Annotated in this window: 20 protein-coding genes and 1 pseudogene; 11 read left to right on the top strand and 10 right to left on the bottom strand. The window is 43.9% G+C overall.

The annotated features are described in order from the left end of the window. Window positions 1-96: 96 nt before the first annotated feature. Both P0R33_RS22015 and P0R33_RS22010 read right to left on the bottom strand, forming a co-directional pair. Complete coding sequence (locus tag P0R33_RS22015; RefSeq protein ID WP_276173315.1) at window positions 97-231, bottom strand: hypothetical protein; 135 nt, start codon at window positions 229-231, stop codon at window positions 97-99. Window positions 232-342: 111 nt separating this feature from the next. Beyond that, a complete protein-coding gene (locus tag P0R33_RS22010; RefSeq protein ID WP_276173314.1) occupies window positions 343-741 on the bottom strand; it encodes a response regulator in 399 nt (132 codons plus the stop codon). Window positions 742-1,249: 508 nt separating this feature from the next. Here P0R33_RS22010 and P0R33_RS22005 point away from each other — a divergent pair. From P0R33_RS22005 to P0R33_RS21980, 6 genes are all read left to right on the top strand, one after another. Next, on the top strand, window positions 1,250-1,627 hold the full coding sequence (locus tag P0R33_RS22005; RefSeq protein ID WP_276173313.1) for a response regulator: 378 nt from the start codon (window positions 1,250-1,252) through the stop codon (window positions 1,625-1,627). 109 nt (window positions 1,628-1,736) lie between these two features. Then, window positions 1,737-3,188: an ATP-binding protein gene (locus tag P0R33_RS22000; protein ID WP_276173312.1), complete on the top strand. Its 1,452-nt coding sequence runs from the start codon at window positions 1,737-1,739 to the stop codon at window positions 3,186-3,188. After that, complete coding sequence (locus tag P0R33_RS21995) at window positions 3,185-3,616, top strand: response regulator (protein WP_276173311.1); 432 nt, start codon at window positions 3,185-3,187, stop codon at window positions 3,614-3,616. Before P0R33_RS22000 ends, P0R33_RS21995 begins: the two co-directional genes overlap by 4 nt. Before the next feature lie 53 nt (window positions 3,617-3,669). Beyond that, window positions 3,670-10,041 carry a HAMP domain-containing protein gene (locus P0R33_RS21990; protein ID WP_276173310.1) on the top strand — a complete coding sequence of 2,124 codons (6,372 nt, stop codon included), beginning with the start codon at window positions 3,670-3,672 and terminating at the stop codon, window positions 10,039-10,041. Between the two features lie 14 nt (window positions 10,042-10,055). Next, window positions 10,056-11,279 carry a response regulator gene (locus tag P0R33_RS21985; RefSeq protein ID WP_276173308.1) on the top strand — a complete coding sequence of 408 codons (1,224 nt, stop codon included), beginning with the start codon at window positions 10,056-10,058 and terminating at the stop codon, window positions 11,277-11,279. Window positions 11,280-11,588: 309 nt separating this feature from the next. Further along, the gene (locus P0R33_RS21980; protein ID WP_276173307.1) at window positions 11,589-11,879 is read left to right on the top strand and encodes a hypothetical protein; all 291 of its coding nucleotides are present in this window, start codon (window positions 11,589-11,591) and stop codon (window positions 11,877-11,879) included. A gap of 141 nt (window positions 11,880-12,020) precedes the next feature. On the opposite strand, the gene egtB is transcribed toward P0R33_RS21980, so the two are convergent. From egtB to P0R33_RS21955, 5 genes are all read right to left on the bottom strand, one after another. Beyond that, entirely contained in the window at window positions 12,021-13,199 is a 1,179-nt protein-coding gene (gene egtB / locus P0R33_RS21975; RefSeq protein WP_276173306.1) for an ergothioneine biosynthesis protein EgtB, read from the bottom strand. Between the two features lie 12 nt (window positions 13,200-13,211). After that, entirely contained in the window at window positions 13,212-14,204 is a 993-nt protein-coding gene (gene egtD / locus P0R33_RS21970; protein ID WP_276173305.1) for an L-histidine N(alpha)-methyltransferase, read from the bottom strand. Between the two features lie 303 nt (window positions 14,205-14,507). Further along, window positions 14,508-14,837 carry a helix-turn-helix domain-containing protein gene (locus P0R33_RS21965; RefSeq protein ID WP_276173304.1) on the bottom strand — a complete coding sequence of 110 codons (330 nt, stop codon included), beginning with the start codon at window positions 14,835-14,837 and terminating at the stop codon, window positions 14,508-14,510. Further along, window positions 14,834-15,145, bottom strand: a complete 312-nt coding sequence (locus tag P0R33_RS21960; RefSeq protein ID WP_276173303.1) for a hypothetical protein — start codon at window positions 15,143-15,145, stop codon at window positions 14,834-14,836. The genes P0R33_RS21965 and P0R33_RS21960 overlap by 4 nt, the downstream gene beginning before the upstream one ends. Before the next feature lie 5 nt (window positions 15,146-15,150). Further along, complete coding sequence (locus tag P0R33_RS21955; RefSeq protein ID WP_276173302.1) at window positions 15,151-15,429, bottom strand: hypothetical protein; 279 nt, start codon at window positions 15,427-15,429, stop codon at window positions 15,151-15,153. A 48-nt stretch (window positions 15,430-15,477) separates the two neighbouring features. Between P0R33_RS21955 and dnaE the strand changes: the two genes are divergently transcribed. The 5 genes and pseudogenes from dnaE to P0R33_RS21930 all read left to right on the top strand — a co-directional run bounded on the left by dnaE (window position 15,478) and on the right by P0R33_RS21930 (window position 22,131). Continuing rightward, on the top strand, window positions 15,478-18,087 hold the full coding sequence (gene dnaE, locus P0R33_RS21950) for a DNA polymerase III subunit alpha (RefSeq protein ID WP_276173301.1): 2,610 nt from the start codon (window positions 15,478-15,480) through the stop codon (window positions 18,085-18,087). A gap of 59 nt (window positions 18,088-18,146) precedes the next feature. Beyond that, window positions 18,147-18,767, top strand: coding sequence for an alpha-ketoglutarate-dependent dioxygenase AlkB (locus P0R33_RS21945; RefSeq protein WP_276173300.1), 621 nt, complete (start codon window positions 18,147-18,149; stop codon window positions 18,765-18,767). A gap of 132 nt (window positions 18,768-18,899) precedes the next feature. After that, a complete protein-coding gene (locus P0R33_RS21940; RefSeq protein ID WP_276173299.1) occupies window positions 18,900-19,217 on the top strand; it encodes a DUF3606 domain-containing protein in 318 nt (105 codons plus the stop codon). Between the two features lie 118 nt (window positions 19,218-19,335). Next, window positions 19,336-19,584 (top strand): hypothetical protein, encoded by a 249-nt coding sequence (locus P0R33_RS21935; RefSeq protein ID WP_276173298.1) that lies wholly within the window; start codon window positions 19,336-19,338, stop codon window positions 19,582-19,584. Window positions 19,585-19,752: 168 nt separating this feature from the next. Continuing rightward, a pseudogene (locus tag P0R33_RS21930) lies at window positions 19,753-22,131 on the top strand (UvrD-helicase domain-containing protein). Between the two features lie 222 nt (window positions 22,132-22,353). Here P0R33_RS21930 and xseB read toward each other — a convergent pair. The 3 genes from xseB to P0R33_RS21915 form a co-directional block, all read right to left on the bottom strand. Continuing rightward, window positions 22,354-22,560 (bottom strand): exodeoxyribonuclease VII small subunit, encoded by a 207-nt coding sequence (gene xseB / locus P0R33_RS21925; protein ID WP_276173297.1) that lies wholly within the window; start codon window positions 22,558-22,560, stop codon window positions 22,354-22,356. Continuing rightward, the gene (gene xseA / locus P0R33_RS21920) at window positions 22,538-23,974 is read right to left on the bottom strand and encodes an exodeoxyribonuclease VII large subunit (protein ID WP_276173296.1); all 1,437 of its coding nucleotides are present in this window, start codon (window positions 23,972-23,974) and stop codon (window positions 22,538-22,540) included. The genes xseB and xseA overlap by 23 nt, the downstream gene beginning before the upstream one ends. 128 nt (window positions 23,975-24,102) lie before the next feature. Further along, a complete protein-coding gene (locus P0R33_RS21915) occupies window positions 24,103-24,348 on the bottom strand; it encodes a hypothetical protein (protein WP_276173295.1) in 246 nt (81 codons plus the stop codon). Window positions 24,349-24,485 lie beyond the last annotated feature (137 nt).

Below are 24,485 nucleotides of genomic sequence, written 5' to 3'. Positions count from 1 at the left end.
AAATTTGCATATTCCTCGGGCATATATATAATGAAGGATGCTGTCCCCAAACTGACATTTGCTAAGCGTATCAGAAAACAGTAGTATTTTGAAGCTTTAAGCTGCTTTTGAAATCAAAAAGACCGCTATAAAACCTGCAATGGAAAGCACTGTCAAATTAACAATCAAGTCTTTTCTTTTTCTCGATGCCACGGCATAATCCATTTTTTTAAATTTTCTTTCAGTTTTCATTTTCATATTTCTTTACGGTTAAACATGGTAAGGCACACACAAATGCTGTGCCGTAAAAATTATTTACAGGATTACATAAATTAGTAAGTAATTCCGGATTTGGAACAGCTTTTATCTGGATGCCGGAATCGGCACAAGTATCTGCTGCAGCAAAGCACTAAGGTCTTTCAGGCTATGCTGCTTTTTTAAAAACTGGACCTTTTTAAATTTTGCAGCCGCGTCTTTAACTAGGCTTCCCGAATGTCCCGAGTACAGAACAACAGGGATTTTTTCAAGTCCTTTTATTTTTCTGAGCAGTTTAATAAATTCAGTTCCGTCCAGATAAGGCATATGATAATCCAAGAAAATTATGTCGGGAGTTTTCTTTGGAGTCTGCAGCATTTTCAAGGCATCTAGCGCATTATTCTGGATTGAATATTTAATCTTAACATCAATAGCATAGAGCGCCATGCCAAAGATTTCGGCATCATCGGTATCATCATCCACCAGTAAAACATTCCTGTATCTCATACTGCTAAATTAAAAAGTCGATCACTGCTGCCCTTCATACAATTTCTGGGCTTAGTTATACAATTTCCACGTGACACCACCGAATAAAATCTTTAAAGATTTTATAAAAACCTTTCATACAGCTGTGATGCATTCTGCGCTAAAAACTACATAATACCAAATTTCAATATTAGCGGTACGCTTTTTACTGCAGAAGAGAAATGTTAATTATATAAATCTATTTTAAAATTATATAAATTAAATTCTCCCCTTCCCCCTACTTTTCATATGCCAAAACTTATATCCAAAAAACACCAGATTATGAAAAAAAATTACTTCAATAAAAGCCTATTTGTTATCTAACAGCATAATTAGTTCCGGTCTGTCTCCAGATTGAAAAAGAAGAAATAGTCATGACAAAGCATTTCTCTATTTCTTTCAGCCACGTTTGCAAGCCAGCTTTTCAGCCAATTAAGCTGCGCTTGGCTTGGATTGCCATAATTGCACTTTTAATTTAACAGATAACCAAATGACTTATAAAAATATACTGCAGATTGATGATGATATTGATGACTGCGAATTTTTTATGGAGGCTCTCCAGGCGGTGTCCACCGCAGGATATACTGCAATACAGAACCCTGTTGAAGCACTTCGTAAATTGATGCACGGGGAAATTAAACCGGATGTCATTTTTCTTGACCTTAATATGCCTATCATGTCCGGTTTTGAATTCTTAATTGAAATAAAAAAACTGGAGGAAATCAGAAGTATACCGATTATTATTTTCTCCACTTCGCAGATGGAAGAAAATAAAAGAAAGGCCAGAAATTACGGAGCGCAGGGATACATTTCCAAACCCAGCGATTTCAATGAGCTTAAAAAAATTTTAACCGATTACGTAACTTGAGAAGTCTCCACAGCATATCTGCAATGAATTGTTTTGCAAACAACAGTCTGTTTTTATCTGATATAGGATACGGGCAGCAGTGCTTTGTTTTTTATAAACTGGAAAAGCAATGAAATTATCGACACAAATACTGCTGGCTTTTTCTCTGATCCTGCTGCTTTCTGTTGCAGATTCCTATACCAATTACCGCTTATCGCTTAAGGTGCGCCTGAACTCAGAGTTTCTTTCAAAATCAGAAAATGTAATACGAAATTCAAATAAAACCCACAGGGCGATTCTTGAAATGCAGAGCGCAGTCCGGGGCTTTCTTCTTACAAGTGACCGTACTTTTCTGGTGCCGTATTACAGCGGGCTTCATAAAGTGCCCAGATTTATTAAAGAGCAGCACAAACTTGTTGATGGCAACAAAATGCAGCGCCAGATTTTAGATTCCATTTCAGAACTTCATGACCAGTGGCTTCTTTATACGAATGAACTGATAAAAGCCAGGCTGGAGAATCCTGAACACTACCTGTTGCTGCTGGATAGCAAACTCCGCAAACATGTCGGCAAAAAAATTAATGATTCCATAACGGCAAAATTTAAAAGATTTGACAAGATAGAATACAGAACCCGCAAGCATCACAGCGAAATGCTGCTGCACTCACTGAGAAGGACCAGAACGTATTCCCTTATTTTTCTTTCACTGACTATCTTTGCCGGTATCTGCAGCACAGCCTACATTGTCATTATGATCACCAACCGCATCAATTCGATGGTCCGGCTGGCTGATACCATTTCCAAAGGGCGTTTCACCATGGTGCAAGATTCAAAAAATGACGAGCTCAGCCATCTGGCATCCTCTCTGAATATTATGTCGAGCACGCTTCAGAAGAACATCCAGGAACTCGAAAATAAAAATGCTGAACTCAATAAATTTGCCTATGTGGTTTCGCATGATCTCAAAGCGCCGCTTAGAGGCATTTACAATGTTATTACCTGGATAGAGGAAGATCTCTCCGATGAAGTCTCTCCTGCCCTCCGCAATTACCTCAATATCATACCGCAGCGGACCAAACGCATGGAAGCTCTCATTAACGGGCTGCTGGAATATGCCAGAATCAATCAGAAAACAGCTTCTGAACTGGTAGATACCAATGTGATGGTGAATGAAATTACGCAGTCGATCGTACCGCGGAATTTTACGCTTAAAACTGGCGAGCTCCCTGAAATTTATACCGAGCGCCTCAAGCTGGAACAGGTTTTTTCCAATTTAATCAGCAATGCCGTAAAATATTCCAGACCAGATTCCGGTTATATAGAAATCAGCTGCATCGAAACAGATCATGTTTACGAGTTTTCCGTAACAGACCATGGCATAGGGATCGATCCTGAGTACCACGAAAAAATATTTGAAATATTCCAGACCCTGCGCGAAAAAAATGAAATGGAGAGCACGGGTGTCGGACTGGCCATAGTCAAAAAGATAATTGACGAACTGGGAGAAAGCATAAAAGTACAATCCAAACTTGGAGAAGGAACCACATTCACCTTCACCTGGAGAAATAATGCAAGAAAATGAAAACACCAAGTATTTTACTTATTGAAGACGATGAACTGGATACTATATCTGTCGAACGTTCTCTGAAAAAATTAGAAATCAGCTACGTGCTGCATTCCGCCTATAACGGACTGGAAGCGCTGCAGATGCTCCGCAGCCCTGAAAATCCGCTGCAGCCCGATGTAATCCTGCTGGACATCAATATGCCCAGAATGAACGGGATAGAATTTCTTAAAATCCTGCGCTCGGATGAAAACTTAAAAAAATTAAAAGTTTTTATAATGACTACTTCTTCTGAGAGCAGCGACCGCATTAATGCTGAGAAGCTCGGCATATCAGGCTATATCATAAAACCGCTTAATTACACTGATAATACCAAAAGACCCGATTCCATGGATGCCTTTGTACAGTTCCATCTGAGAAAAATACTGCTCGAGGAAAACATCTAGACCCATACCCTGCCCCATCACCCAAAATTTAATCAAGCCAAGAACCGCCTATTATGAAAAAGACAAAACACACCAGAGAAAAATCAAGTGACGACATGCTTCTTGTTCTGCCTGTTGTAACGGATGAAAAAAAATCCCGCCAAAATGCAAAAAATAAGCCTGAAGAATCCATTCTGACTGATGCAGAGTTTTTAAAAATCCTGATGAAAGTCAAAAACGGTAATTTCTCCCAGCGCTTCCAAACCGACCAGAATGGCATACAAAGATCCATCTGCGATACGCTGAATGAAATAATAGACCTTAACGAAAGAATGGTTTTTGAATTTCAGAAGGTCGGAAAAAGCATAGGTAAACAGGGAAAACTGACCAACCGTGTTGTTCTGGACGGCGCAAGAGGCTCTTGGAGCTCCTGCGTGGATTCGGTTAACACTCTGATTTCTGATCTGGTGCATCCGACTATTGAAATAGCCCATGTAATCACCTCAGTGGCGAAAGGGAATTTATCTCAGGAGATGCCATTATCCATTGAAGGCAACCCCCTTCAGGGAGAATTCCTCAGAATTGCCAAAGAGGTGAACGGAATGGTGAAACAGCTGAACCTTTTCTCCATGGAGGTTACCCGTGTGGCGCGTGAGGTAGGAACCGACGGAAAACTGGGAGGACAGGCAAAAGTTAGAGGTGTTGGAGGCGTATGGAAAGATCTTACGGATTCTGTAAATAAAATGGCCAGCAACTTAACCGGCCAGGTGCGTAATATTGCCGATGTGACAACAGCGGTGGCAAAAGGTGATTTATCAAAAAAAATTACCGTTGACGTAAAAGGAGAAATTTTAGAATTGAAAAATACCATCAATACGATGGTGGACCAGCTGAATTCCTTTTCTTCTGAGGTAACCCGTGTGGCGCGTGAGGTGGGAACTGAAGGAAAGCTCGGCGGACAGGCGCAGGTAAAAGGGGTCGGCGGAACCTGGAAAGATTTAACGGATTCGGTAAACCAGATGGCATCAAATCTTACCGGACAGGTGCGTAATATCGCCGATGTAACAACCGCTGTAGCAAGAGGAGATTTATCCAAAAAAATTACCGTTGACGTAAAAGGAGAAATATTAGAGCTGAAAGATACCATTAATACCATGGTGGATCAGCTGAACTCCTTCTCTTCTGAGGTAACCCGTGTATCACGTGAAGTAGGTTCTGAAGGAAAACTGGGAGGCCAGGCAAAAGTACGAGGTGTGGGCGGGGTTTGGAAAGATTTGACCGATTCTGTAAACCAGATGGCCTCCAACTTAACCGGCCAGGTACGTAATATTGCAGAGGTGACAACAGCCGTAGCAAAAGGGGATTTATCTAAAAAAATTACCGTAAACGTTGAGGGAGAAATTCTTGAACTGAAAAATACCATCAATACCATGGTGGATCAGCTGAACTCATTCGGTTCTGAGGTTACCCGTGTGGCGCGTGAGGTAGGCTCTGAAGGAAAACTCGGAGGCCAGGCAAAAGTAAAAGGTGTCGGCGGGACCTGGAAAGATTTAACCGATTCCGTAAACCAGATGGCGTCGAACTTAACCGGACAGGTTCGTAATATTGCCGAGGTAACCACAGCCGTAGCAAATGGTGACCTCTCTAAAAAAATTACGGCTGTAGCCGAAGGGGAAATCCTCGAATTAAAGAAAACCATCAATACTATGGTGGACCAGCTGAACTCCTTCTCTTCCGAGGTTACGCGTGTGGCACTTGAGGTGGGAACCGAAGGAAAACTGGGAGGTCAGGCAAAAGTAAAAGGTGTCGGCGGAACCTGGAAAGATTTGACGGATTCAGTGAACCAGATGGCATCGAATCTTACCGGACAGGTGCGTAACATTGCCGAGGTAACAACTGCCGTAGCAAAAGGCGATTTGTCCCGCCAGATTACGGTTGATACCAAAGGAGAAATCTTAGAGCTGAAAAATACCATTAATACCATGGTGGGCCAGCTGAACTCTTTTGCCTCTGAGGTAACGCGTGTGGCGCGTGAGGTTGGTACCGAAGGAAAACTCGGAGGACAGGCTCAGGTGGAAGGTGTCGGCGGTACCTGGAAAGATTTAACGGACTCGGTAAACCAGATGGCATCGAACTTAACCGGACAGGTGCGTAATATAGCCGAAGTAACAACAGCCGTAGCAAAAGGAGATTTATCACTGCAGATCACCGTTGACGTAAAAGGAGAGATATTAGAGCTTAAAAATACAATCAATACCATGGTGGATCAGCTTCGAGGCTTTGCTTCGGAGGTAACAAGGGTTTCGAGAGAAGTAGGAACGGAAGGAAAACTGGGAGGTCAGGCCAACGTGCCGGGAGTTGCAGGAACCTGGAAAGATTTAACAGATTCGGTTAATCAGATGGCAGGAAACCTTACCGCTCAAGTACGTAATATTGCCGATGTGGCGATTGCCGTTGCCAACGGAGATATGTCCCGAAAAATTACTGTTGACGTGCGCGGAGAAATCCTGCAGCTGAAAGAAACCTTAAACACGATGGTGGACCAGCTCCGAGAGTTTGCTTCTGAGGTAACCCGTGTGGCGCGTGAAGTGGGTACAGAAGGAAAACTGGGAGGACAGGCCAACGTGCCGGGTGTTGCGGGAACCTGGAAGGATTTAACAGATTCTGTGAACCAGATGGCGGGTAACTTAACCACTCAGGTGCGTAATATTGCCGAGGTTACCATTGCCGTTGCCAATGGGGATATGTCCAAAAAAATTACGGCCGACGTACGCGGAGAGATTCTGCAGTTAAAAGAAACCGTCAATACGATGGTGGACCAGCTCCGTGCCTTTGCCTCTGAGGTAACCCGTGTGGCGCGTGAAGTGGGTACCGACGGAAAACTGGGCGGACAGGCATTTGTGCCCGGCGTAGCCGGAACCTGGAAAGATTTAACGGATTCCGTGAATCAGATGGCATCCAATCTTACAGGCCAGGTGCGTAATATTGCCGATGTAACCAAAGCCGTGGCAAATGGTGACCTTTCCAAACAGATTACCGTTGACGTAAAAGGAGAAATTCTGGATCTGAAAAACACTTTCAACACGATGGTGGAACAGTTAAATTCATTTGCTTCCGAGGTAACGCGTGTTGCCCGTGAAGTGGGCACGGAAGGAAAACTCGGCGGACAGTCTGAAGTAAAAGGGGTTGCCGGAACCTGGAAAGATTTAACGGATTCGGTGAATGTAATGGCATCGAATCTAACGGGTCAGGTAAGAGGAATCGCCAAGGTCGTAACATCGGTAGCAAAAGGAAACTTAAAGCAGAAATTATCCATTGATGCAAAAGGAGAAGTTGCACAGCTAACAGATACTATCAACGAAATGATTGATACCCTTGCCACCTTCTCCGATCAGGTGACAACAGTTGCCCGCGAGGTTGGTGCCGAAGGAAAACTCGGAGGCCAGGCGAACGTTCCGGGAGCTTCAGGAACGTGGAAAAACTTAACGGAAAATGTAAACCAGCTGGCAGCGAATCTTACCACGCAGGTGCGTGCTATTTCTGAGGTGGCCTCAGCGGTAACGCAGGGGGATTTAACCAGAACGATCGGTGTGGAGGCAAAAGGAGAAGTGGAAGCGCTAAAGGACACCATTAACCAGATGATTTACAACCTGAAGGCCACTACCCTTCGAAATCAGGAACAGGACTGGCTAAAATCCAATTTAGCCAAATTCACCCAGATGCTTCAGGGGCAGAAAGAGCTGAAAGCCGTTACCACGAAAATCCTTTCCGAGCTTGCAGCAGTTGTAACCGCGCAGCACGGCCTATTTTATATTTTGGAAGAAGGGGAAGAATTCATGGATTCCAAGCTGAACCTGATTGCTTCCTACGCCTACATAAAAAGAAAAAACTCCCTTACGCAATATGGCATGGGAGAAGGACTGATCGGACAGGTGGCAGTTGAAAAAGAAAGAATTATTCTGAGCAACGTGCCGAAAGATTACATTAAAATCAATTCCGGACTTGGGGACGCAGGACCCAAAGACGTCATCATACTTCCCGTTCTTTTTGAAGGAAGGCTTAAAGCGGTTATTGAACTGGCATCTCTTGATACCTTCAGCCAGATCCACTTGGATTTCTTAGAAGGGCTGACAGAGAGTATCGGAATCGTTATTAATACCATCGAATCCAACTCCAGAACCGAGGAACTGCTGGTGCAGTCACAGTCTCTTGCCAGCGAGCTGAAAAGCCAGCAGGAAGTGCTTAAGAACACCAACGAGGAACTCGAGGAAAAAGCCATACTGCTGGCCAACCAGAAAGAGGAAGTGGAACTTAAAAACCAGGAAGTCGAAGTGGCACGTAAAGCGCTGGAAGAAAAAGCTGACCAGCTGACACTGACCTCTAAATACAAATCGGAGTTCCTTGCCAATATGTCCCATGAGTTGAGAACGCCATTAAACAGTCTGCAGATTCTCGCCAATGAATTAATCGCCAACCGCGACGGGAACCTGTCAGAAAAACAGATCCAGTTTGCCAAAACGATCAATGCCTGCGGGGATGACCTTATCCAGCTGATCAATGATATCTTGGATCTTTCCAAGATTGAATCCGGGTATATCTCAGTGGACTACAATCCGATCCGTTTTGACGAGATCAGCCGCTTTGTGCAGTCCACCTTCAATCCTATCTCGCAGGCTAAACATCTTAATTTTGAAATCATCATGGATGAGAAACTGCCTGAAGTGATGGAGACCGATTCGCAGCGCCTGAACCAGATTTTAAAGAATCTATTATCCAATTCCTTTAAATTCACCGAAAAAGGCAGCGTGAAACTAAACATTTATAAAGCGGACCGCAGCTGGAAAACCAAAAGCAGCAGCCTTGAAAATGCAGAAGCCGTTGTGGCTTTTGAAATAACGGATACCGGGATTGGAATCTCTAAGGAAAAGCAGAACATCATCTTTGAGGCATTCCAGCAGGCAGAGGGATCCACAAGCCGTAAATATGGAGGTACGGGACTTGGTTTATCCATCAGCCGAGGACTGTCAGATCTTCTGGGAGGAAGCATCGAGCTGGAGAGCGATACCAATACAGGAAGCAAATTCACCCTGTTTCTTCCCCTTAAGTTTGTCCATATACCGGAAATAGAAGATATTACCGTCAATGAGGAAACCAATGTGATCCATGCAGGAAAAAGCCGCCTGAAATCGCTGCCGTCATCCAGTTTCAAAACACCGGATGCAGAGCTGTACTTCACCGACGAAATCGGTGATGACCGGACCGATATACAGCCTGGTGATAAAGTGGTGCTAATAGCTGAGGACAATGAAACATTTGCCAGAATCCTGCTTGAAAAATCCCGCGAACATAAAATCAAAGCGGTTGTTACAGCCAGAGGCAATGATGTGGTGGATTATATCCAGCACTTTCAGCCGCAAGCCGTTATGATGGACCTCAATATGCCGGATGCCAGCGGATGGAAAATACTCGACAGGCTGAAGACCGATTTCAACCTGCGCCATATTCCGGTATATATTATCTCTGGAGAAGACGAAAAAAACAAAGGACTGAAACGCGGCGCTAAAAACTTTCTGGTAAAACCCGTCACCAATGATGCGCTGGAATCCCTTTTTCAGGACATTGCAAAGGATAAAAGCGACAGGAAAAAGCAGCTGCTGATTGTAGATGACAATCCAGAGGAGCTGCAGCGCATTACAGCGGCACTGCAGGGAGAGGACCTTACCATATCCTCTGCCCTGACAGCAGAGCAGGCAGCCCAGCAGCTCAAGAAAAAATCATTTGACTGCATTATTCTGGATCTAAAGCTTCCTGATGCTGACGGGATGGATCTGATCAGCGATCTTGAAAACAACATCACCGGACAGCAGTCCGCCATAATTATACATTCGGCGGGAGACCCTGACAAGAAACAGCGCGGCAGGCTCAGCCGCTTCGCCCACAGCATTATTACAAAAAGCAGCTCTTCCATGGATGAGCTAGCAGACCAGACAGCGCTTTTCATGCACCGCGTGCACAAAAACCTGCCTGAGCAGATGAAACAGCGCATTGAAACCTTCTATTTGAAAGAAGACGTGCTTCCGGGCAAAAAAGTGCTCCTGGTAGATGACGATGTGCGTAACTTATTTGCCATGACCACAGCACTGGAGAGATTCGGTCTGGAGGTCATCAGCGCCGAAAGCGGCCATGAGGCTATTGAAATTCTAAACCAGGACAATGCAGCCGACATTGTGCTGATGGATATTATGATGCCGGAGCTCGACGGATACGAGACCATGAAAATCATCCGTAAGGACGGCCGCCACAAGGATCTGACCATTATCGCCGTTACAGCAAAAGCGATGAAGGGAGACAGACAGCGCTGCATCGAATCCGGTGCATCTGACTATATCACCAAACCTGTGAATGTTGAACAGCTTTCCTCTCTGATGAGAGCGTGGCTTAAATAATATTTTAGCGCCCCATGGAAAAATATCCCTTAAAAATATTATTAGTCGACGATAAGAAGGAAAACCTGCTTTCCCTTCAGGTAATACTTGCCGATCAGGGCTATGAGTTTGTCGAAGCCTTTTCAGGCAAAGATGCGCTGCGCATCCTGCTGAAAAACCAGGATTTTGCCATTATCCTGATGGATGTCCAGATGCCGCTGATGGACGGATTTGAAACCGCCGAGCTCATACGAGAAAGTGACAAACTCAAACATGTACCCATTATCTTTCTGACAGCCAATATGGATTCCGCTGATTATATCTTCAAAGGCTACCAGTCCGGAGCAGTTGATTATATGATAAAACCGCTGTCATCAGAAATTCTTAAAGCCAAAGTGCTCGTGTTTACCGAACTCTACAGAAAGAACCGCGAGCTCCGGATTAAAGAAGAGGAAACGGCTAAACTGAATGCTGAAATAACAAAATCCAGCCAGGCGCTTGCTGTACAATATGAAGCAGTAGAAAAGTATGCCGAGGAGTTAAAAAGAAAAAATGCAGAGCTTGATGCCTTTACGCACATTTCAAGCCATGACCTGCAGGAACCGCTGCGCAAGATCCAGACCTTCAGCAACTTTCTGCTCGAAACAGAATATGCTAATCTAAGCGAAGAAGGCAGGATCCGATTCGGAAAAATCCTGCATGCCACCGGCCGCATGCGCGATCTTATCCATGACCTGCTCGCTTTTTCGCAGACTAATGTGTCAGACCGGAAATATGAAAATACAGACCTGCAGCAGTTAATTGAAAATATAAAAGAATCGCTGTCGGAAAACATGATGGAAAAACAGGCGGTTATCGTGACAGAATTCCACGGTCCCGTTAGCATCATTCCTTTTCTATTTGGACAGCTGTTAGAAAATCTGGCCACCAATGCCCTTAAATTTGCCCGGCAGGACATACCGATGCGCATCGAAATCAAAAGCCGTCTGACTAACGCGCAGGAATCGGGAATTGAAAAAATGACCCCTGAACTGCAGTACTGCCATATCAGCTTTAAGGACAACGGAATCGGATTTGAGCCCCAGCACGGCGAAAAGATTTTCGGCGTATTCCAGCGCCTGCACAGCAGGGATGAGTATGAAGGAACCGGAATCGGACTTGCCATCGTAAAAAAAATTGTAGAAAACCATAATGGCTTTATCACAGCGGAAGGCGAACCGCTGCAGGGGGCAGTATTTCATATTTATATTCCGCAGTAGCCAAAAATGGTGCCTCAATTGATACCTTATACTTTCTAAGCATTTATCTCGAATAAAAGCTATAGTGTATACCGGCCCGCACAAAAGAAAACTGATGCATTTTCTCCAGTAAAAAAAAAGATGAAGACATGATCTTCATCTTTTTTTTAAATATTTTTTTTCAGCAGCTGATCGATGGCCATTAGAAGCTTTACCGCTTAATAATTTCAAATTATATAAAGACTGTCCAAAATTCTATAATTTAATACGCTGCATCACTCCTTATTTTTGGATAATGAAACAAGTTTAAAACCAGCTAATTAATTAAATATGAAAGCATCCAAAGATATCAGATCATTTAATATTCAATCTGAAGCCAATGCCGCACAGACCGCATTTCACAATGAATCAGACCATTTAAAGATCATAACGGATTTATACCGCAAAAATGACGATGAACCGGACTTTGACTGTGAATTTCTTTCCGCTGCAAATCACGATTATATCCAGGAAGAAAATATCATTGATCCGGACTCTGATGAGGAGCTTTCAGATGAATTCAATGATAACCAGTGGGATGCAGATATCTATGATCCGTATCTGGAGTCAACCTACTACTAATAAAATTCTTAACTGCTGCTCGGTAAAAAAGAAAAGAAGCAGTTTTTTATTGAATGTATTATGCCTAAGTCTATATAAAAAATTTATGATTTATTATATTGGCTTTCAGTGCTTAAAATAAGAATGCCCTTCGAATATATATTATCGGACCAGCCGTATTCCTGAAAACTGCCACTGGTGTTTTGGATGGAAAAAATTACGATAGGACGCGCGGGTGTGTCCTTCCGGAGTGGCATCTGAACCTCCCCTAAGCACCATCTGGTTTACCATAAACTTTCCGTTGTATTCCCCAATGGCTCCAGGTTTTTTTGTGTATCTCGGATAAGGAAGATATGCGCTTGCTGTCCATTCCCATCTTTCCCCCCACTTAAAATGACCGCAGGCTGCTTCCCATTCCTCTTCCGTAGGAAGACGCATGCCTTTCCAAGCGGCAAAAGCTGAAGCTTCATAATAATTCACATGGCATACAGCTGCAAAAGGATCAATATCCTCTAATCCGCCCAGCGTGTAATACATCCATTTCTCATCAATAAAATGCCAGTATAAGGGAGCCTTGGCCTGCTGCAGCTTTACCCATTCCCAGCCTTCCGAGTGCCACCAGTTAAAATTTTCATAACCGCCTTCCTTCATAAACTGCAGATACTCCCCATTGGTTACCAGCGAAGCTGCGATCTCGAAGGCTTCCAAATATCTTTTATGGCGTCCCGACTCATTGTCAAAACTGAAACCCGTGCCGTTAAATCCTATGTCATAAATACCCTCTGCCATTGAAACAAATGCAGCATCACCAGAAAACTGCACCTCCTTCTCCATCTCTTTATAGACTGGAAAAAGAGGATTATGGCCCAGTATATATTTAATGTCCGTCAGGAGAAGTTCCTGGTGCTGCTGCTCGTGGTTCAGTCCTAATTCCAGTACAGCGGCTAATTCATCCGAAAGAACTGACTGATCCAGAAAAATCTCCATCTGCCGGTCTACATAAGTCCTGTAGGCATAAATATCTGAGACTGAAGGACGGCTCAAGTTGCCGCGGTCCGTGCGCAGCACTCTTGCTCCCACAGTTTCATAATAGCTGTTAAAAACAAAATTATACTGCGCATTAAATTCTTTGTATCCTGAAAAGTTAGGGACAAGAATAAAGGTTTCAAAAAACCAGGTTGTATGCCCTAAATGCCATTTGGGAGGACTTACGTCAGCGATGGGCTGCACTACATAATCCTCTGTCTCTAAAGGGCTGCAGACCAGCTCTGAATGTCTGCGAATTTTTTTATACTTCGCCAGTAAAAGGCGGGAATCAAAATGTGTCACTGTCTTTTCCATAATCATCATAATTTAAAGGGCTGTCCAGAAAACATCCACAAACCATTCCCTGCTGTCCATAATGCTGTGAACAGCTTTAAATCCAGACTGCACCGCCATTTTATGCGTGTCTTCCATGGAAAATTTCTGCGACACCTCCATGTAAACCGGTTCATTTGCTTCAAAATGGAATACAGCATCTGAAATGGAAACAGTCTGGTCTTCCAGACTGATCAGATAACTTCTGCAGGCACCCGTAATGGGATCATATGTTTCAAAATGCTCGAATTTGCCCACTTCGAAATCAGCATCCAGTTCTTTGTTGATACGCTCCAGCAGGTTCAGGTTAAACGATGCCGTTACGCCTTCTTTATCATTATAGGCATTCAGGATGGTATTGGGTTCTTTCTTCAGATCAAAACCAATCATCACCACATCTCCTTTATTGAGATTCTTACGCAGTTCAAAACAGAAACGGTATGCCTCTTCGAGTTCCATATTGCCTATATTGCTTCCCAGAAACAAAATCACTTTTCTGCGGGAAGAAAGCTGTGAAGCTTTGTGCAGCATCTCAAAATATTCGCCTTCGAGGCTTACAATATCCAGTCCGGGAACCTCCTTGTCCAGTTTTTCATTTAAAACAGCAAGGATATTGCCTGATATGTCAATGGGCATATATCTGAAATCGGTCTCCAGATCTTTCAGATGACGCAGCAGGTGCATGGATTTTGAGGCATCCCCTGCCCCAAGCTCAATCAGATCAAAGGGGGTGTTGTCTGCCTGGATGCCAAAGGCTATATCAGCAGTTCTGTTCTCAAAAATATCCATCTCGCAGCGTGTCAGGTAATACTCCGGCATACCCATAATATCCTGAAAAAGCTGGTCACCCCGCTGGTCGTAAAAATACTTGGACTGCAGCTGTTTTGGATGCTGCCGAAGGCCTGTGAGGACATCGTTGAGAAAATTACTAATGTTTATCTCTTCTGTATCTATTTGTCCTGTTATATTGGTCTCTGATAATTTCATCGTACGTCTTTTTTAATTACAAAGGCTGCATAATATAAAAAGCCCTTTTATTTACTAAAGGTATTTCTAATCATCTGCTTATGAGTTCTCAATTAAATAGAATCTTAACTTAAAAAAACTGCGAAAGCTTCCTGCTCATCAATTTTAGGTTTTTTACATGTCTAAGTTTTAGAATCTGATTTAAGTGCTTCTGCACCCGTAATTCATATTCCAGCATTTGCAGGCATTTTAGAGGTTTAAGGTAGAGACAGTGTACAAACTGAAAAGCCTGCAGAAAAATCTGCAGGCTTATAGCGGACAATCCTATCTGCTATATTTCTGATCAACCTCCTGCCGTATTTCCGAAACGGTTTTGATCCGTCCGGACTTTATCCACTCCAGCAGCTCCGATCTTAAAAAGTAAAGCCGTTTGCCCTGTTTGCTGACCGGTATTTCATTACGGCAGACTTTAGAATATATCGTCGGAACCGAAAGCTTGATCAGTTTTGAAGCTTCAATTATCGTCATTAGGCCTGCATCTTCAGGCTCGGGAGGCTTATTTTTTATCTCTTTTAAAAGACGTTCAATATTTTCCACACGCAGGGAAAGTGTTCCTAAGATGTTGGGAAGATCTTCAAAGGCAAATGGTTTCATATCAGTGCTGTTTTTCTTATTTCAAAATCAAAAAAGTATATTCTGCTGCCCCTGGTTTTCTTAAAAGAAGGCTCGTAGCGCAGATACCCGTAATCATGCAGCTCGTGCAGGCATTTATGATAAGTGGATTTGGAGGATATTTTAGCAATCTGAACCATCTCCACCCTAAAGATCTCTATGGGATTGATAAAACCCTTAACGGCTCGGTACTGCAGCAGGGCAGCGTAAATGGCAATATGCGTGCTGCTGATGCGAAAATCCTTTTCAATTGCTGAAAAGAAATCCGTTAAGGGTTTTAAATTTTCCATAATCTTCACATGGAATGGGATTGTTTTTTTCTTTTGCTCCCCTCTTTCTGGCTCTCTTCTCCAGGCTCGCTTTCGGCATCTTTTTTCTGTTCTTTTGATGCCTTCTGATCCTGAGTGCTGCTCTGTTTCTGCTCTCTGCTTTCTCGATGGTTAATGCGCTGCATATTGCCATCATATACATTTACCGTCTTGAAGTGAGGATTCGCTTCTATATGCATCTTACTCTCCACACCCGAAACCACAAAAGTGACCGACTGCAGATTCCCTTTCTTTAAGGAGTTCAAAAGCGAACGGTTCTTATACTAACGGACTGGAAGACGCAAATAGACAAGATGGTGATACTCCAGCCTGTCACCTTCCGCACCAAAACCGAATACGAACTCCATAAAGTGCTCCGTGCAGTCGATCTGAATTTAGTTTTATCGCGTCTTTCGGAAAAAGATTATTGCAGAAAGAGTGAGATAATGGTCACTGAAAAGAGAATTCTAGCGTGCTACGAGGAATATCCTCAGATTATCGGCAATACAGAAAAAATATTGGAGCAGTGCAGTTTTGAATTTGATTTCAAAACGCCTAAAAATAAAAAATTCTACACCGGCAGCAGGCAGGAGGATATCAAACTTCTAACCAGCTTGGCACAGGTAGGGCTGAAATGGCGCTACGGAACAAATAACGCAGAGGCAAAATCAAGGATGCTGCGCGAACTCAAGGTAATTGACCAGCTGGAATTCAGCGGCTATTTCTTGATTACATGGGATATTGTCCGTTTCAGCAACTCTCAGGGGTTTCTGCATATAGGAAGGGGCAGCGGCGCCAACAGCATCATTGCCTACTGTCTTGGGATTACCGATATCTGCCCCCTAGAGCTGGATCTTTATTTTGAGCGCTTTTTGAACCTGAACCGCAAAAGCCCTCCTGATTTTGATATCGACTGGTCATGGAAAGAGCGTGATGTCATCCTGGAATACATCTTTTCCCAATATGGCATTGATCATGTGGCATTCTGCGGTACGAATGTTGAATTTAAATATAAGTCCATTTTCCGTGAGGTCGGCAAGGTTTTCGGGCTTCCTAAGGAAGAGCTCGACGCTCTGGCAAAAAACCCGATGGCGCTGCACCCGTCCAATAAGGTGGTAAGGGAAGTGCAGCGGTATGGAATGATGCTCGAGAAATACCCCAACCAGAGAAGCATGCACTCCTGCGGCATCCTGATTTCCGAGGAGCCCATCACCAATTATTCCGTGCTGGAGATGCCTCCCAAGGGCTTTCCCATAGTGCTTTTTGATATGCATACGGCGGAAGATATCGGCCTTGAAAAATTTGATATCCTGAGCCAGCGAGGCATCGGCCATATTGACGACAGCGTAAAGCTTATTGAGAAAAACCAAGGCATACACCTCAATATCCGTGACACTACTATTTCAAAAGACAAAGAAAGCTGCAACAGCTATCTTTCAATGGGAAAAACCATAGGCTGTTTTTATATCGAAAGCCCTGCTATGCGCGGTCTGCTTCGCCGTCTGAAATGCGACAATTACAAAACCCTTGTGGCAGCCTCCTCCATCATACGCCCGGGAGTGGCACAGTCGGGAATGATGAAGGAATACATCTTCAGGCACAATCATCCCGATAGGTTTGAATATTTTCATCCGGTGTTCGAGCAGCAGCTTGGGGAAACCTACGGCATTATGGTATATCAGGAAGATGTGATCAAAATTGCCCTGCACTATGGGGGCCTTCCGGCAGCCGACGGTGATATCCTGCGCCGTGCCATGTCAGGAAAAGGCCGTTCCAAAGCGGCGCTGCAGAAAGTAAAAGACAACTTTTTTGAGTCCTGCGCGGCGCAGGGACATCCCATAGCGCTGAGCCAGGAAATCTACCGCCAGATCGAGTCCTTTGCAGGCTATTCCTTCTGCAAGGCGCATTCCGCATCCTATGCCGTGGAAAGCTACCAGAGCCTGTATCTGAAAGTGCATCATCCGATCGAATTTATGGTAGCCGTAATCAATAATCAGGGCGGTTTCTACCGCACGGAAGTCTATGTGCATGAAGCCAGAATGTCAGGTGCCGTGATCCACAATCCCTGCGTGAACAGAAGCACCTATGAAACCGACGTCTGTGGAAAGGACATTTATCTGGGCTTTATGCATCTTGAAGGCCTTGAATATAAAACAGCACTCCTGATCCAGCAGGAAAGGGAAAGAAACGGGCTTTACAAATCACTGGAGGATTTTATCAACCGCATCCCCATTGGCATAGAGGGCATGCAGATTCTGATTTTCATCGGCGCATTCCGCTTTACCGGCAAAAGCAAGAACCAGCTCCTTGTGATCTCAAGAATGCTGCTGGTTAATGCCGCTCCTGCCGAGCACGCCCCTAAACTGATAAAAGAGCCCGCAAAAGAGTTCAAGCTTCCCGCACTGGAACGTTCGCCGTTTGAAGATGCCTTTGACGAAATTGAACTCTTGGGCTTTCCTGTCTCCTGCTCTCCTTTTGATCTGCTGAAAACCAGGCATCGGGGTGATGTCATGGTAAAAGACCTGCTCTTGCATCATAAAAAAGAAGTCCGCATGCTTGCTTATCTAATCGCCCGCAAGCATGTCCCGACAAAAATGGGGGCCATGTATTTCGGGACGTGGATTGACTATCATGGAGAGTTTTTTGATACGGCGCATTTCACTGGAAGCCTGAAGGAATATCCTTTTGAGGGCGGAGGGTGCTACCTGCTTCGGGGAAATGTAGAAGTGGATTACCATTTCCCAACCATAACGGTCACCAAGATGGCCAAGATGCCTTTTATCCCTGATCCGCGTTATGAACATGAAAATGACTGGAAATACAAAGCGCATCAGAAACTGCGCGAAGATGTGAGCATGACCCACCGCGCACCTTACCCGCAGGAACATGAAATTAATATTCCAAGGCTTAAAATGAGTAACTGACGGGCTTCCTTCCTGCTCTGGGTCTGGAGCCATATTATGAATTAAAAAAATTAAAGAAGATGATGCTTTTTGACGACACCGAAATTTTTTCATCCGGAAACGGCGGCAGAAGAATATTTGACGTCCCTGATGCCGACCTGCTGCTGATTGATAATTTTTTCAGCAAGCCAGAATCTGATTATTTTTATAACGTCTTATACCACAGCACCCAGTGGCGGGAATACGAAATGCCGATGTACGACAAGGTAGTGACCGCTCCGCGGATGATTTCGTGGTACGGCGAAACGAACAGACCAGACCGCAGATCAAATCCCCACTGGCCTAAAGAACTGCTGCAGATCAGGGAGCGGGTTGAAAATGAGACGCAGATCCGTTTTAACGCGGTGCTCCTTAATCTCTACAGGGACGGCACTGACGGTGTCGGATGGCACAGCGATAAAACTGCATCCAGCAACAAAAATATGAACATCGCTTCGGTGACCTTTGGTGAAACCCGTCTGTTTCGTCTGCGCCATAAGACACTCAAACATATACCGCCGATTGAGATTCCGCTGCACCACGGCACTTTTCTTCTCATGGCAGGCAGCACCAATACCTATTGGGAACATCAGGTGCCCAAGACCGCCAGACCCGTGCTGCCAAGAATCAATCTTACCTTCCGCCAGGTCAGGGAATCCTAAAACCAGACATCTTATAAACACATGATCTACAGATATATAAATCATAGCAATCCTATAATAACCCTGTTTTATAATATAACAGGGTTATTTTGGGTGATTGTAACTTTGGATAAACTATAAAAATTAAAAATCATGGAAAATATAAACAGCATAGGACAAGAGGATAATGCGCATATCAATATCTCAGAGCAGGCCGAAATCCAGCAGTGGTCCGAAAAGTTAAATGTCCCTGAAGAAATATTAAAAGACGCTGTAAGGGCTGCAGGCACCAGTTTAGAAGAAGTGACAGAACATCTGGCTGAAAATTCCCCTTCTAGAGAAAGCGCATCAGAAACAGTCCGCATGAAAGACGGTCCGTGGCACGATAATGAAAAAGACAGCAGCCGTAACAATACTGAAGGAAAAAGCGTCGGAGAGGCTACCGATCCTTCAAAACTGTCACAGCTGTAATTCATAATGATGCAGTGGATTTTTTTTATGCACTGAGAATGCAGGCTGCTAAAAAAAATCAGCCGGCCTATTAATTTTAAATATGCATTTCAAATATAATAACTAAACAATAATAATTATGTCTAGAGAAAATTTCGATAACTATGATCAGGATGATCGTACTTATCAGGCAGCAGATGATTCCATAAATTCAGAGCTTCTGGAAAAAAAGGATCCGGCCATCAACCAGCACGAAAATGACACAACCGGTATCCACAGTGATGCTTCAGACCACCCGAACCCTCGTCCTGACGAGCGTGATCCTGATGCTGACAGAAGAACACTTGACGAGGAGAAAGCCGTTGAAGACGACGACGATGACAATTAACTCCTGCTTGCATGCCCCACGGCAGCGAAGCAGGAAAGACACAAAAAATCCTGAAGAGAATCAAGCGCTGATTAAACTGCCTGTTCTGTTCAGGATTTCTTTTATTCTGCTGTAAAGCACTTATTTATCATGGCATTCCCAGTTAAAATAATTGCATAACTTTGCGGTATGGGCATTTTGATCGGCCTGCATGCTGAAAATAAATACAGATCAAAAAAAAATTACTGCATAAAAATGAACGATCCTATTCTAGAAAATCTTAATGAAAGCCAGCTTCAGGCAGTCAAAACCACAGAAGGCTACGTGCGTGTCATTGCGGGAGCTGGATCAGGAAAAACAAAAGCCCTTACCTCCCGCTTTGCCTACATTGTGGACAGACTCGGCATCAATTCTTCCAATATCTTGTGTGTGACTTTTACCAATAAGGCAGCACAGGAAATGAAAAGACGTGTCAAGGCGCTGATCGGAGATCTTTTTGATGTGAGCTTCATCACCACCTACCATGGGTTCTGCGTGCGGTTTCTGCGCGAGGAAATAAACAAAATCCATTATCCGAAGAATTTTATCATACTGGATGCCGAAGACCAGAAAACCATCTTAAGGGAAGTGTTTACCGAGCTGGACATCAATTCCAAAAACCTGACTTTCAAACAGGTGCTCCGTTTTATCTCCAAGCAGAAGAGCACCTCTGATTACCTCGGGTATATGCTGGAGAATAAAAGCTTTGAGCCCGATGAGAAGGACTCGCTCTCCAGCCGCGTCTATCAGAAATACCTCGACAAGCAGAAACGCAACTATGCGCTGGATTTTGATGACCTTATCCATTTTACGGCTTTCATACTGGACAGCAATCCCGATGTGCTTTTGAAATGGCAGGAAATGCTGCATTACATACAGGTCGATGAGGCGCAGGACAGCTCCGACAGCCAGTTCCATTTGGTGGAAATACTCTCCCGTGTGCACCAGAACCTGTTTCTTGTAGGAGATCCCGACCAGACCATTTATGAATGGCGCGGCGCCAAGCCGGAATATCTGGTGGAATTCGACAGGATGTGCCCTGACACGAAGACCATCATCATGAACCAGAATTACCGCTCCACGCCCAACATTCTTAAAGTCGGCAACTATATCATCAAAAATAATAAGGTAAGGGTGGATAAGGATATGGTGACGGATAATCCCGAAGGTGTTGAGGTGGTGCATTTCCATGGCAAAAATGACTATGAAGAAACGGTGTGGGTGGCTTCTGAAATCAAAGAAATCCTTAAAACGGAAAATGCCGCTTATTCAGATATTACCATTTTATACCGTTCCAACCATCTTTCCCGAAACATCTAGCAGGCACTGATCAAGGGAAACATTCCCTATGCCGTATTTGGCGGCGTGCGTTTTTTTGAACGAAAAGAAATCAAAGATGTACTGTCCTTCTTAAGGCTTATTGTGCAGGGGGATAACTTCTCTTTTCTGCGCCTGCACAACCATCCCTCCAGGGGGCTGGGAAAAAAGTTTATGGAAAGGCTGAGCCTTCTGGCAGGCGAACAGAACCTGTCGCTGCTTCATGCACTGCAGCATAATATTGAAGATAAGGAACTCGGTAAAAAAGGAGCTTCTGACTTTCTGGCTCTCGTTGCGGCACTTAAAACAGATGCCGAGACAAATTCCATCTCGGATCTAGTTAAAATCATACTCGATAAAAGCGGACTGTCCGAACTGTACCGAAAAGACGGCGATGAAGACAGAATGGAGAATATAAAAGAGCTCGTTAGTTCCATGCTGCTGCTGGAAAAAGAAAACAACGGTCCTGTAAATATTGCGGAATACCTGCAGGAAACAGCGCTCTATACTGACCTTGACAAAGACACTGAAAATCAGGACAAGGTGCGTCTGATGACCATCCACATCTCCAAAGGCCTTGAATTCCCTTATGTATTCCTGTGCGGTTTTACAGAAGGGGTGCTGCCCAGCGCGCTTTCCATTAAGGAAAGAAGAAAGAGGGCGATTGAAGAGGAAAGAAGGCTGATGTACGTTGCCGTTACCAGAGCCGAGAAAAGGTTTTACATGACAGATTCGGAAGGGTTTAATTTCACCACCGGGCTTAATAAATATCCATCAAGGTTTCTCTTTGAAATCAAGGAAGAATTTTACGTGCGTAAAGGAAAACTTTCTCCGGAAATCCTACAGGCGGCACAGTCATCGGCAGCTGCTTCAAAAAGCAGTGAAGATACTGCTTTCAGCGAGGGAGACCTTGTACAGCATCCGGTCTGGAACAAAGGAGAAATAAAGTCAGTGGACAGCGAGAAAAACCAGTATATGGTGCATTTTTTTGAGATGGGAAAAGAAAAACCTATTGATTTTGCTTTTCGTTTTCTTACTGCCGCATCAGAATCAGATCCCGAAGAAGAGAGCTCTTCGCCTGCCGATCTCTTACAGCTTCACGAAAACTTAAAAAACTCCCCAGATCCATTTGAAGATGAGACTGGAAAGACTAATACAAATCAGAACATTTTTAATGATAAAAACACGGACGAAGAGCAGCCAAAATGGTAAAAACTCCCGCATATAAAAAGGTATCAAAATAGCCTTTAAATTAAAAAATTAATCGCTTACTTTAATACAAAAGCCCATTATTCAAGTGAAACAATGGGCTTTGTTTTGTATTGGCGTGTAATATAGAATACCAGAAACTTTTCAGCAGAGGCATCCGGTTTATCGGAGTGTAATTTATATTGTAACGCCTTAAACCGGTATTTTAGTGTACGGTGTAATAGTTTATTCTTTAGGATTCTCCATACTGCCGATAATTTTAACGACCTCAGCTTCGGTAGCTTTCAGCCTATTCTGGCAGAATTCAATGAGCTCGGATGCTCTTTTTACCTTTGATGCCAGCTCGTCCACCGAAATGGTTTCATTTTCAATTTCTTTCGAAATAGCGCTCAGTTCGGCAAAAGCTTTTTCATAAGTCTGGTTCTCTTCCATCGTATTGTATTTTTTCTTTAACGGTGCTTATCAGTCTGGTATCCTTCAGGATCACTTCAATATCGTCGCCTTTCTTTATCCCTTTGGCGCTGCTGGCAATGGCTTCGTTTACTTTGATAATGGCATACCCTTTTTTCAGGATATTCTGCGGAGACATTATTTTCACGGTTTTATGATAATGTTCCAGCGTGAGCTCCTGTCTGCGAAGGTAAGCATTAGTGAATGTTTTTATTGCATTTCTAAGCTGAAGCAGTTCACCCTTTCGCTCAACCATCAGCATCCTGGGGCGCTGAAGGGTATGCTGGGCAGCAGCGAGCAGTCTTTTCTGGTTCTCATGCAGCACAGCTCTTAAATTTCTGATAATATGCTCCCTGGTCTTGTCCAGCTGCTTTTTATGGTTTGCGGCCAATGCCGCTGCATTATAAGAAACAGCATTTTTCATCTGGCTGAGCTCTTTATAATGTCCCATAAACAACTGCTGGGATTTAATCACAATCGTCCGCTGCAGCGATAGTATGCTTTCCTCGAAACTGCGGTTGTGGGCAATAATGAATTCCGCGGCCTTGGTAGGGGTTTTGGTATGGGTGTGCGCCATCAGATCGGTGATGCTCACATTTTTCTGGTGCCCTATTCCTGTAATGACCGGGATGGGAAACTTAGCAACAGCCCTCCCTATAGCGTAATTGTCAAAAATCAGGAAGTCCGACTGCGAACCTCCTCCTCTTGTAATGGCAATGGCATCGTAAGGGATTCCGGTATTGTAGACATCGATAAGTTTATTGAGAAACAGTTTTGCATTGTTGTCCCCCTGCACTACAGTATGGTAATCATCAATCTGGAAAACATAGCCGAAATCATTGTGAAGCATCGTATGGCGGAAATCCTCATTTCCGGCAGAACTGCTCGAAGATATTACAGCTATCCTCTGAATTACCGCGGGAAGTTTCAGACGGCTGTTCAGCGTAGAATACTGCTCGCCTTCTTTCCATATGTAGTCATTTTCCCTGACCAGCCTTGCCAGTGTGGCATTACGCTGCTGTTCGAGAATCCCGAGCATAAAATTACTGTCAATATCCAGCAGGTTTACCGAAAGCCCGTAGAGCGGATGAAAGTCAACGCTTACCTGCACCAGCACATGCAGATTGTTGGTAAAACGCTGTCCGGTTGTGATTTCAAAATCAAGTATCCGAAGCGCCCCTGCTCCCCAGGATTTGCCCATTATCTTTGCTGTAATAGCGCTGCTGGTTTCTGATTTCTCCACCAGCTCAAAATAATGGATCTTTTTATCAGCCTTAAAAGAATGGCTGGTGATATCAGCCACCACCCAGTACGCATGTCCTTTAAACCGGTCATTAATCGTATCCTGGATCTGGTCGTTTAGCTGCGAGAGTCTGATATACTGGTCTGGTCCCATTATGCGGTTTAAATCGTCTGCTGGATGTGTTTTCTTTCGCTGCTAAAGTACTGATTACAGCTTGAAATCTCAAAAATACAGTTTAGAAGCCATGAAAATTGAATCCCTAGCTTCCTGAAAAGACGGTTTTACTTGATTGTGATAGTATCAAGAAGATTTTCCTGGCTGATGAATGCAGTAATATACTGCTGCACTTCATTGCGTTTGTCCGCAGCTGTCTCAAAGGTATTGATATGAAAATCCTCATCCTGGTCCAAGATATGGATAATTTCGGTATATCCTTTTGAAATCAGGCTTCCCTTGAGTTTAATTACGGTGAGCTGCTCCTGCGGATTCAAATCTTTTCTCACCTGCAGCTGTATTGCTTTTTCCATTTTGAAAGATCTGTAAATTATAATAGTGATGAATATTTAATCAAATATAATAATTTAGGCTGAAGCGTCAATCGGCCCCACTGTTAAAAAACGATTTCAGTCTCTTTTAAACAATTACCAAAGCAGGCTCCGCCATC

It is taken from the genome of Flavobacterium sp. YJ01, from assembly GCF_029320955.1.
Classification (GTDB): domain Bacteria; phylum Bacteroidota; class Bacteroidia; order Flavobacteriales; family Flavobacteriaceae; genus Flavobacterium.
This window is presented reverse-complemented; position numbering and strand designations above follow the sequence as displayed.

Bases quoted from the DNA above. Each gene is read 5' to 3' on its own strand.
- xseA (WP_276173296.1), bottom strand. From the start codon at position 23,974: ATGGGACCAGACCAGTATATCAGACTCTCGCAGCTAAACGACCAGATC.
- P0R33_RS22010 (WP_276173314.1), bottom strand. From the start codon at position 741: ATGAGATACAGGAATGTTTTACTGGTGGATGATGATACCGATGATGCC.
- P0R33_RS22015 (WP_276173315.1), bottom strand. From the start codon at position 231: ATGAAAACTGAAAGAAAATTTAAAAAAATGGATTATGCCGTGGCATCG.
- P0R33_RS22000 (WP_276173312.1), top strand. From the start codon at position 1,737: ATGAAATTATCGACACAAATACTGCTGGCTTTTTCTCTGATCCTGCTG.
- P0R33_RS21980 (WP_276173307.1), top strand. From the start codon at position 11,589: ATGAAAGCATCCAAAGATATCAGATCATTTAATATTCAATCTGAAGCC.
- P0R33_RS21990 (WP_276173310.1), top strand. From the start codon at position 3,670: ATGAAAAAGACAAAACACACCAGAGAAAAATCAAGTGACGACATGCTT.
- P0R33_RS21945 (WP_276173300.1), top strand. From the start codon at position 18,147: ATGATGCTTTTTGACGACACCGAAATTTTTTCATCCGGAAACGGCGGC.
- P0R33_RS21965 (WP_276173304.1), bottom strand. From the start codon at position 14,837: ATGAAACCATTTGCCTTTGAAGATCTTCCCAACATCTTAGGAACACTT.
- egtB (WP_276173306.1), bottom strand. From the start codon at position 13,199: ATGGAAAAGACAGTGACACATTTTGATTCCCGCCTTTTACTGGCGAAG.
- P0R33_RS21935 (WP_276173298.1), top strand. From the start codon at position 19,336: ATGTCTAGAGAAAATTTCGATAACTATGATCAGGATGATCGTACTTAT.
- P0R33_RS21940 (WP_276173299.1), top strand. From the start codon at position 18,900: ATGGAAAATATAAACAGCATAGGACAAGAGGATAATGCGCATATCAAT.
- P0R33_RS21960 (WP_276173303.1), bottom strand. From the start codon at position 15,145: ATGGAAAATTTAAAACCCTTAACGGATTTCTTTTCAGCAATTGAAAAG.
- P0R33_RS21985 (WP_276173308.1), top strand. From the start codon at position 10,056: ATGGAAAAATATCCCTTAAAAATATTATTAGTCGACGATAAGAAGGAA.
- xseB (WP_276173297.1), bottom strand. From the start codon at position 22,560: ATGGAAGAGAACCAGACTTATGAAAAAGCTTTTGCCGAACTGAGCGCT.
- dnaE (WP_276173301.1), top strand. From the start codon at position 15,478: ATGGTGATACTCCAGCCTGTCACCTTCCGCACCAAAACCGAATACGAA.
- P0R33_RS22005 (WP_276173313.1), top strand. From the start codon at position 1,250: ATGACTTATAAAAATATACTGCAGATTGATGATGATATTGATGACTGC.
- P0R33_RS21915 (WP_276173295.1), bottom strand. From the start codon at position 24,348: ATGGAAAAAGCAATACAGCTGCAGGTGAGAAAAGATTTGAATCCGCAG.
- P0R33_RS21995 (WP_276173311.1), top strand. From the start codon at position 3,185: ATGAAAACACCAAGTATTTTACTTATTGAAGACGATGAACTGGATACT.
- egtD (WP_276173305.1), bottom strand. From the start codon at position 14,204: ATGAAATTATCAGAGACCAATATAACAGGACAAATAGATACAGAAGAG.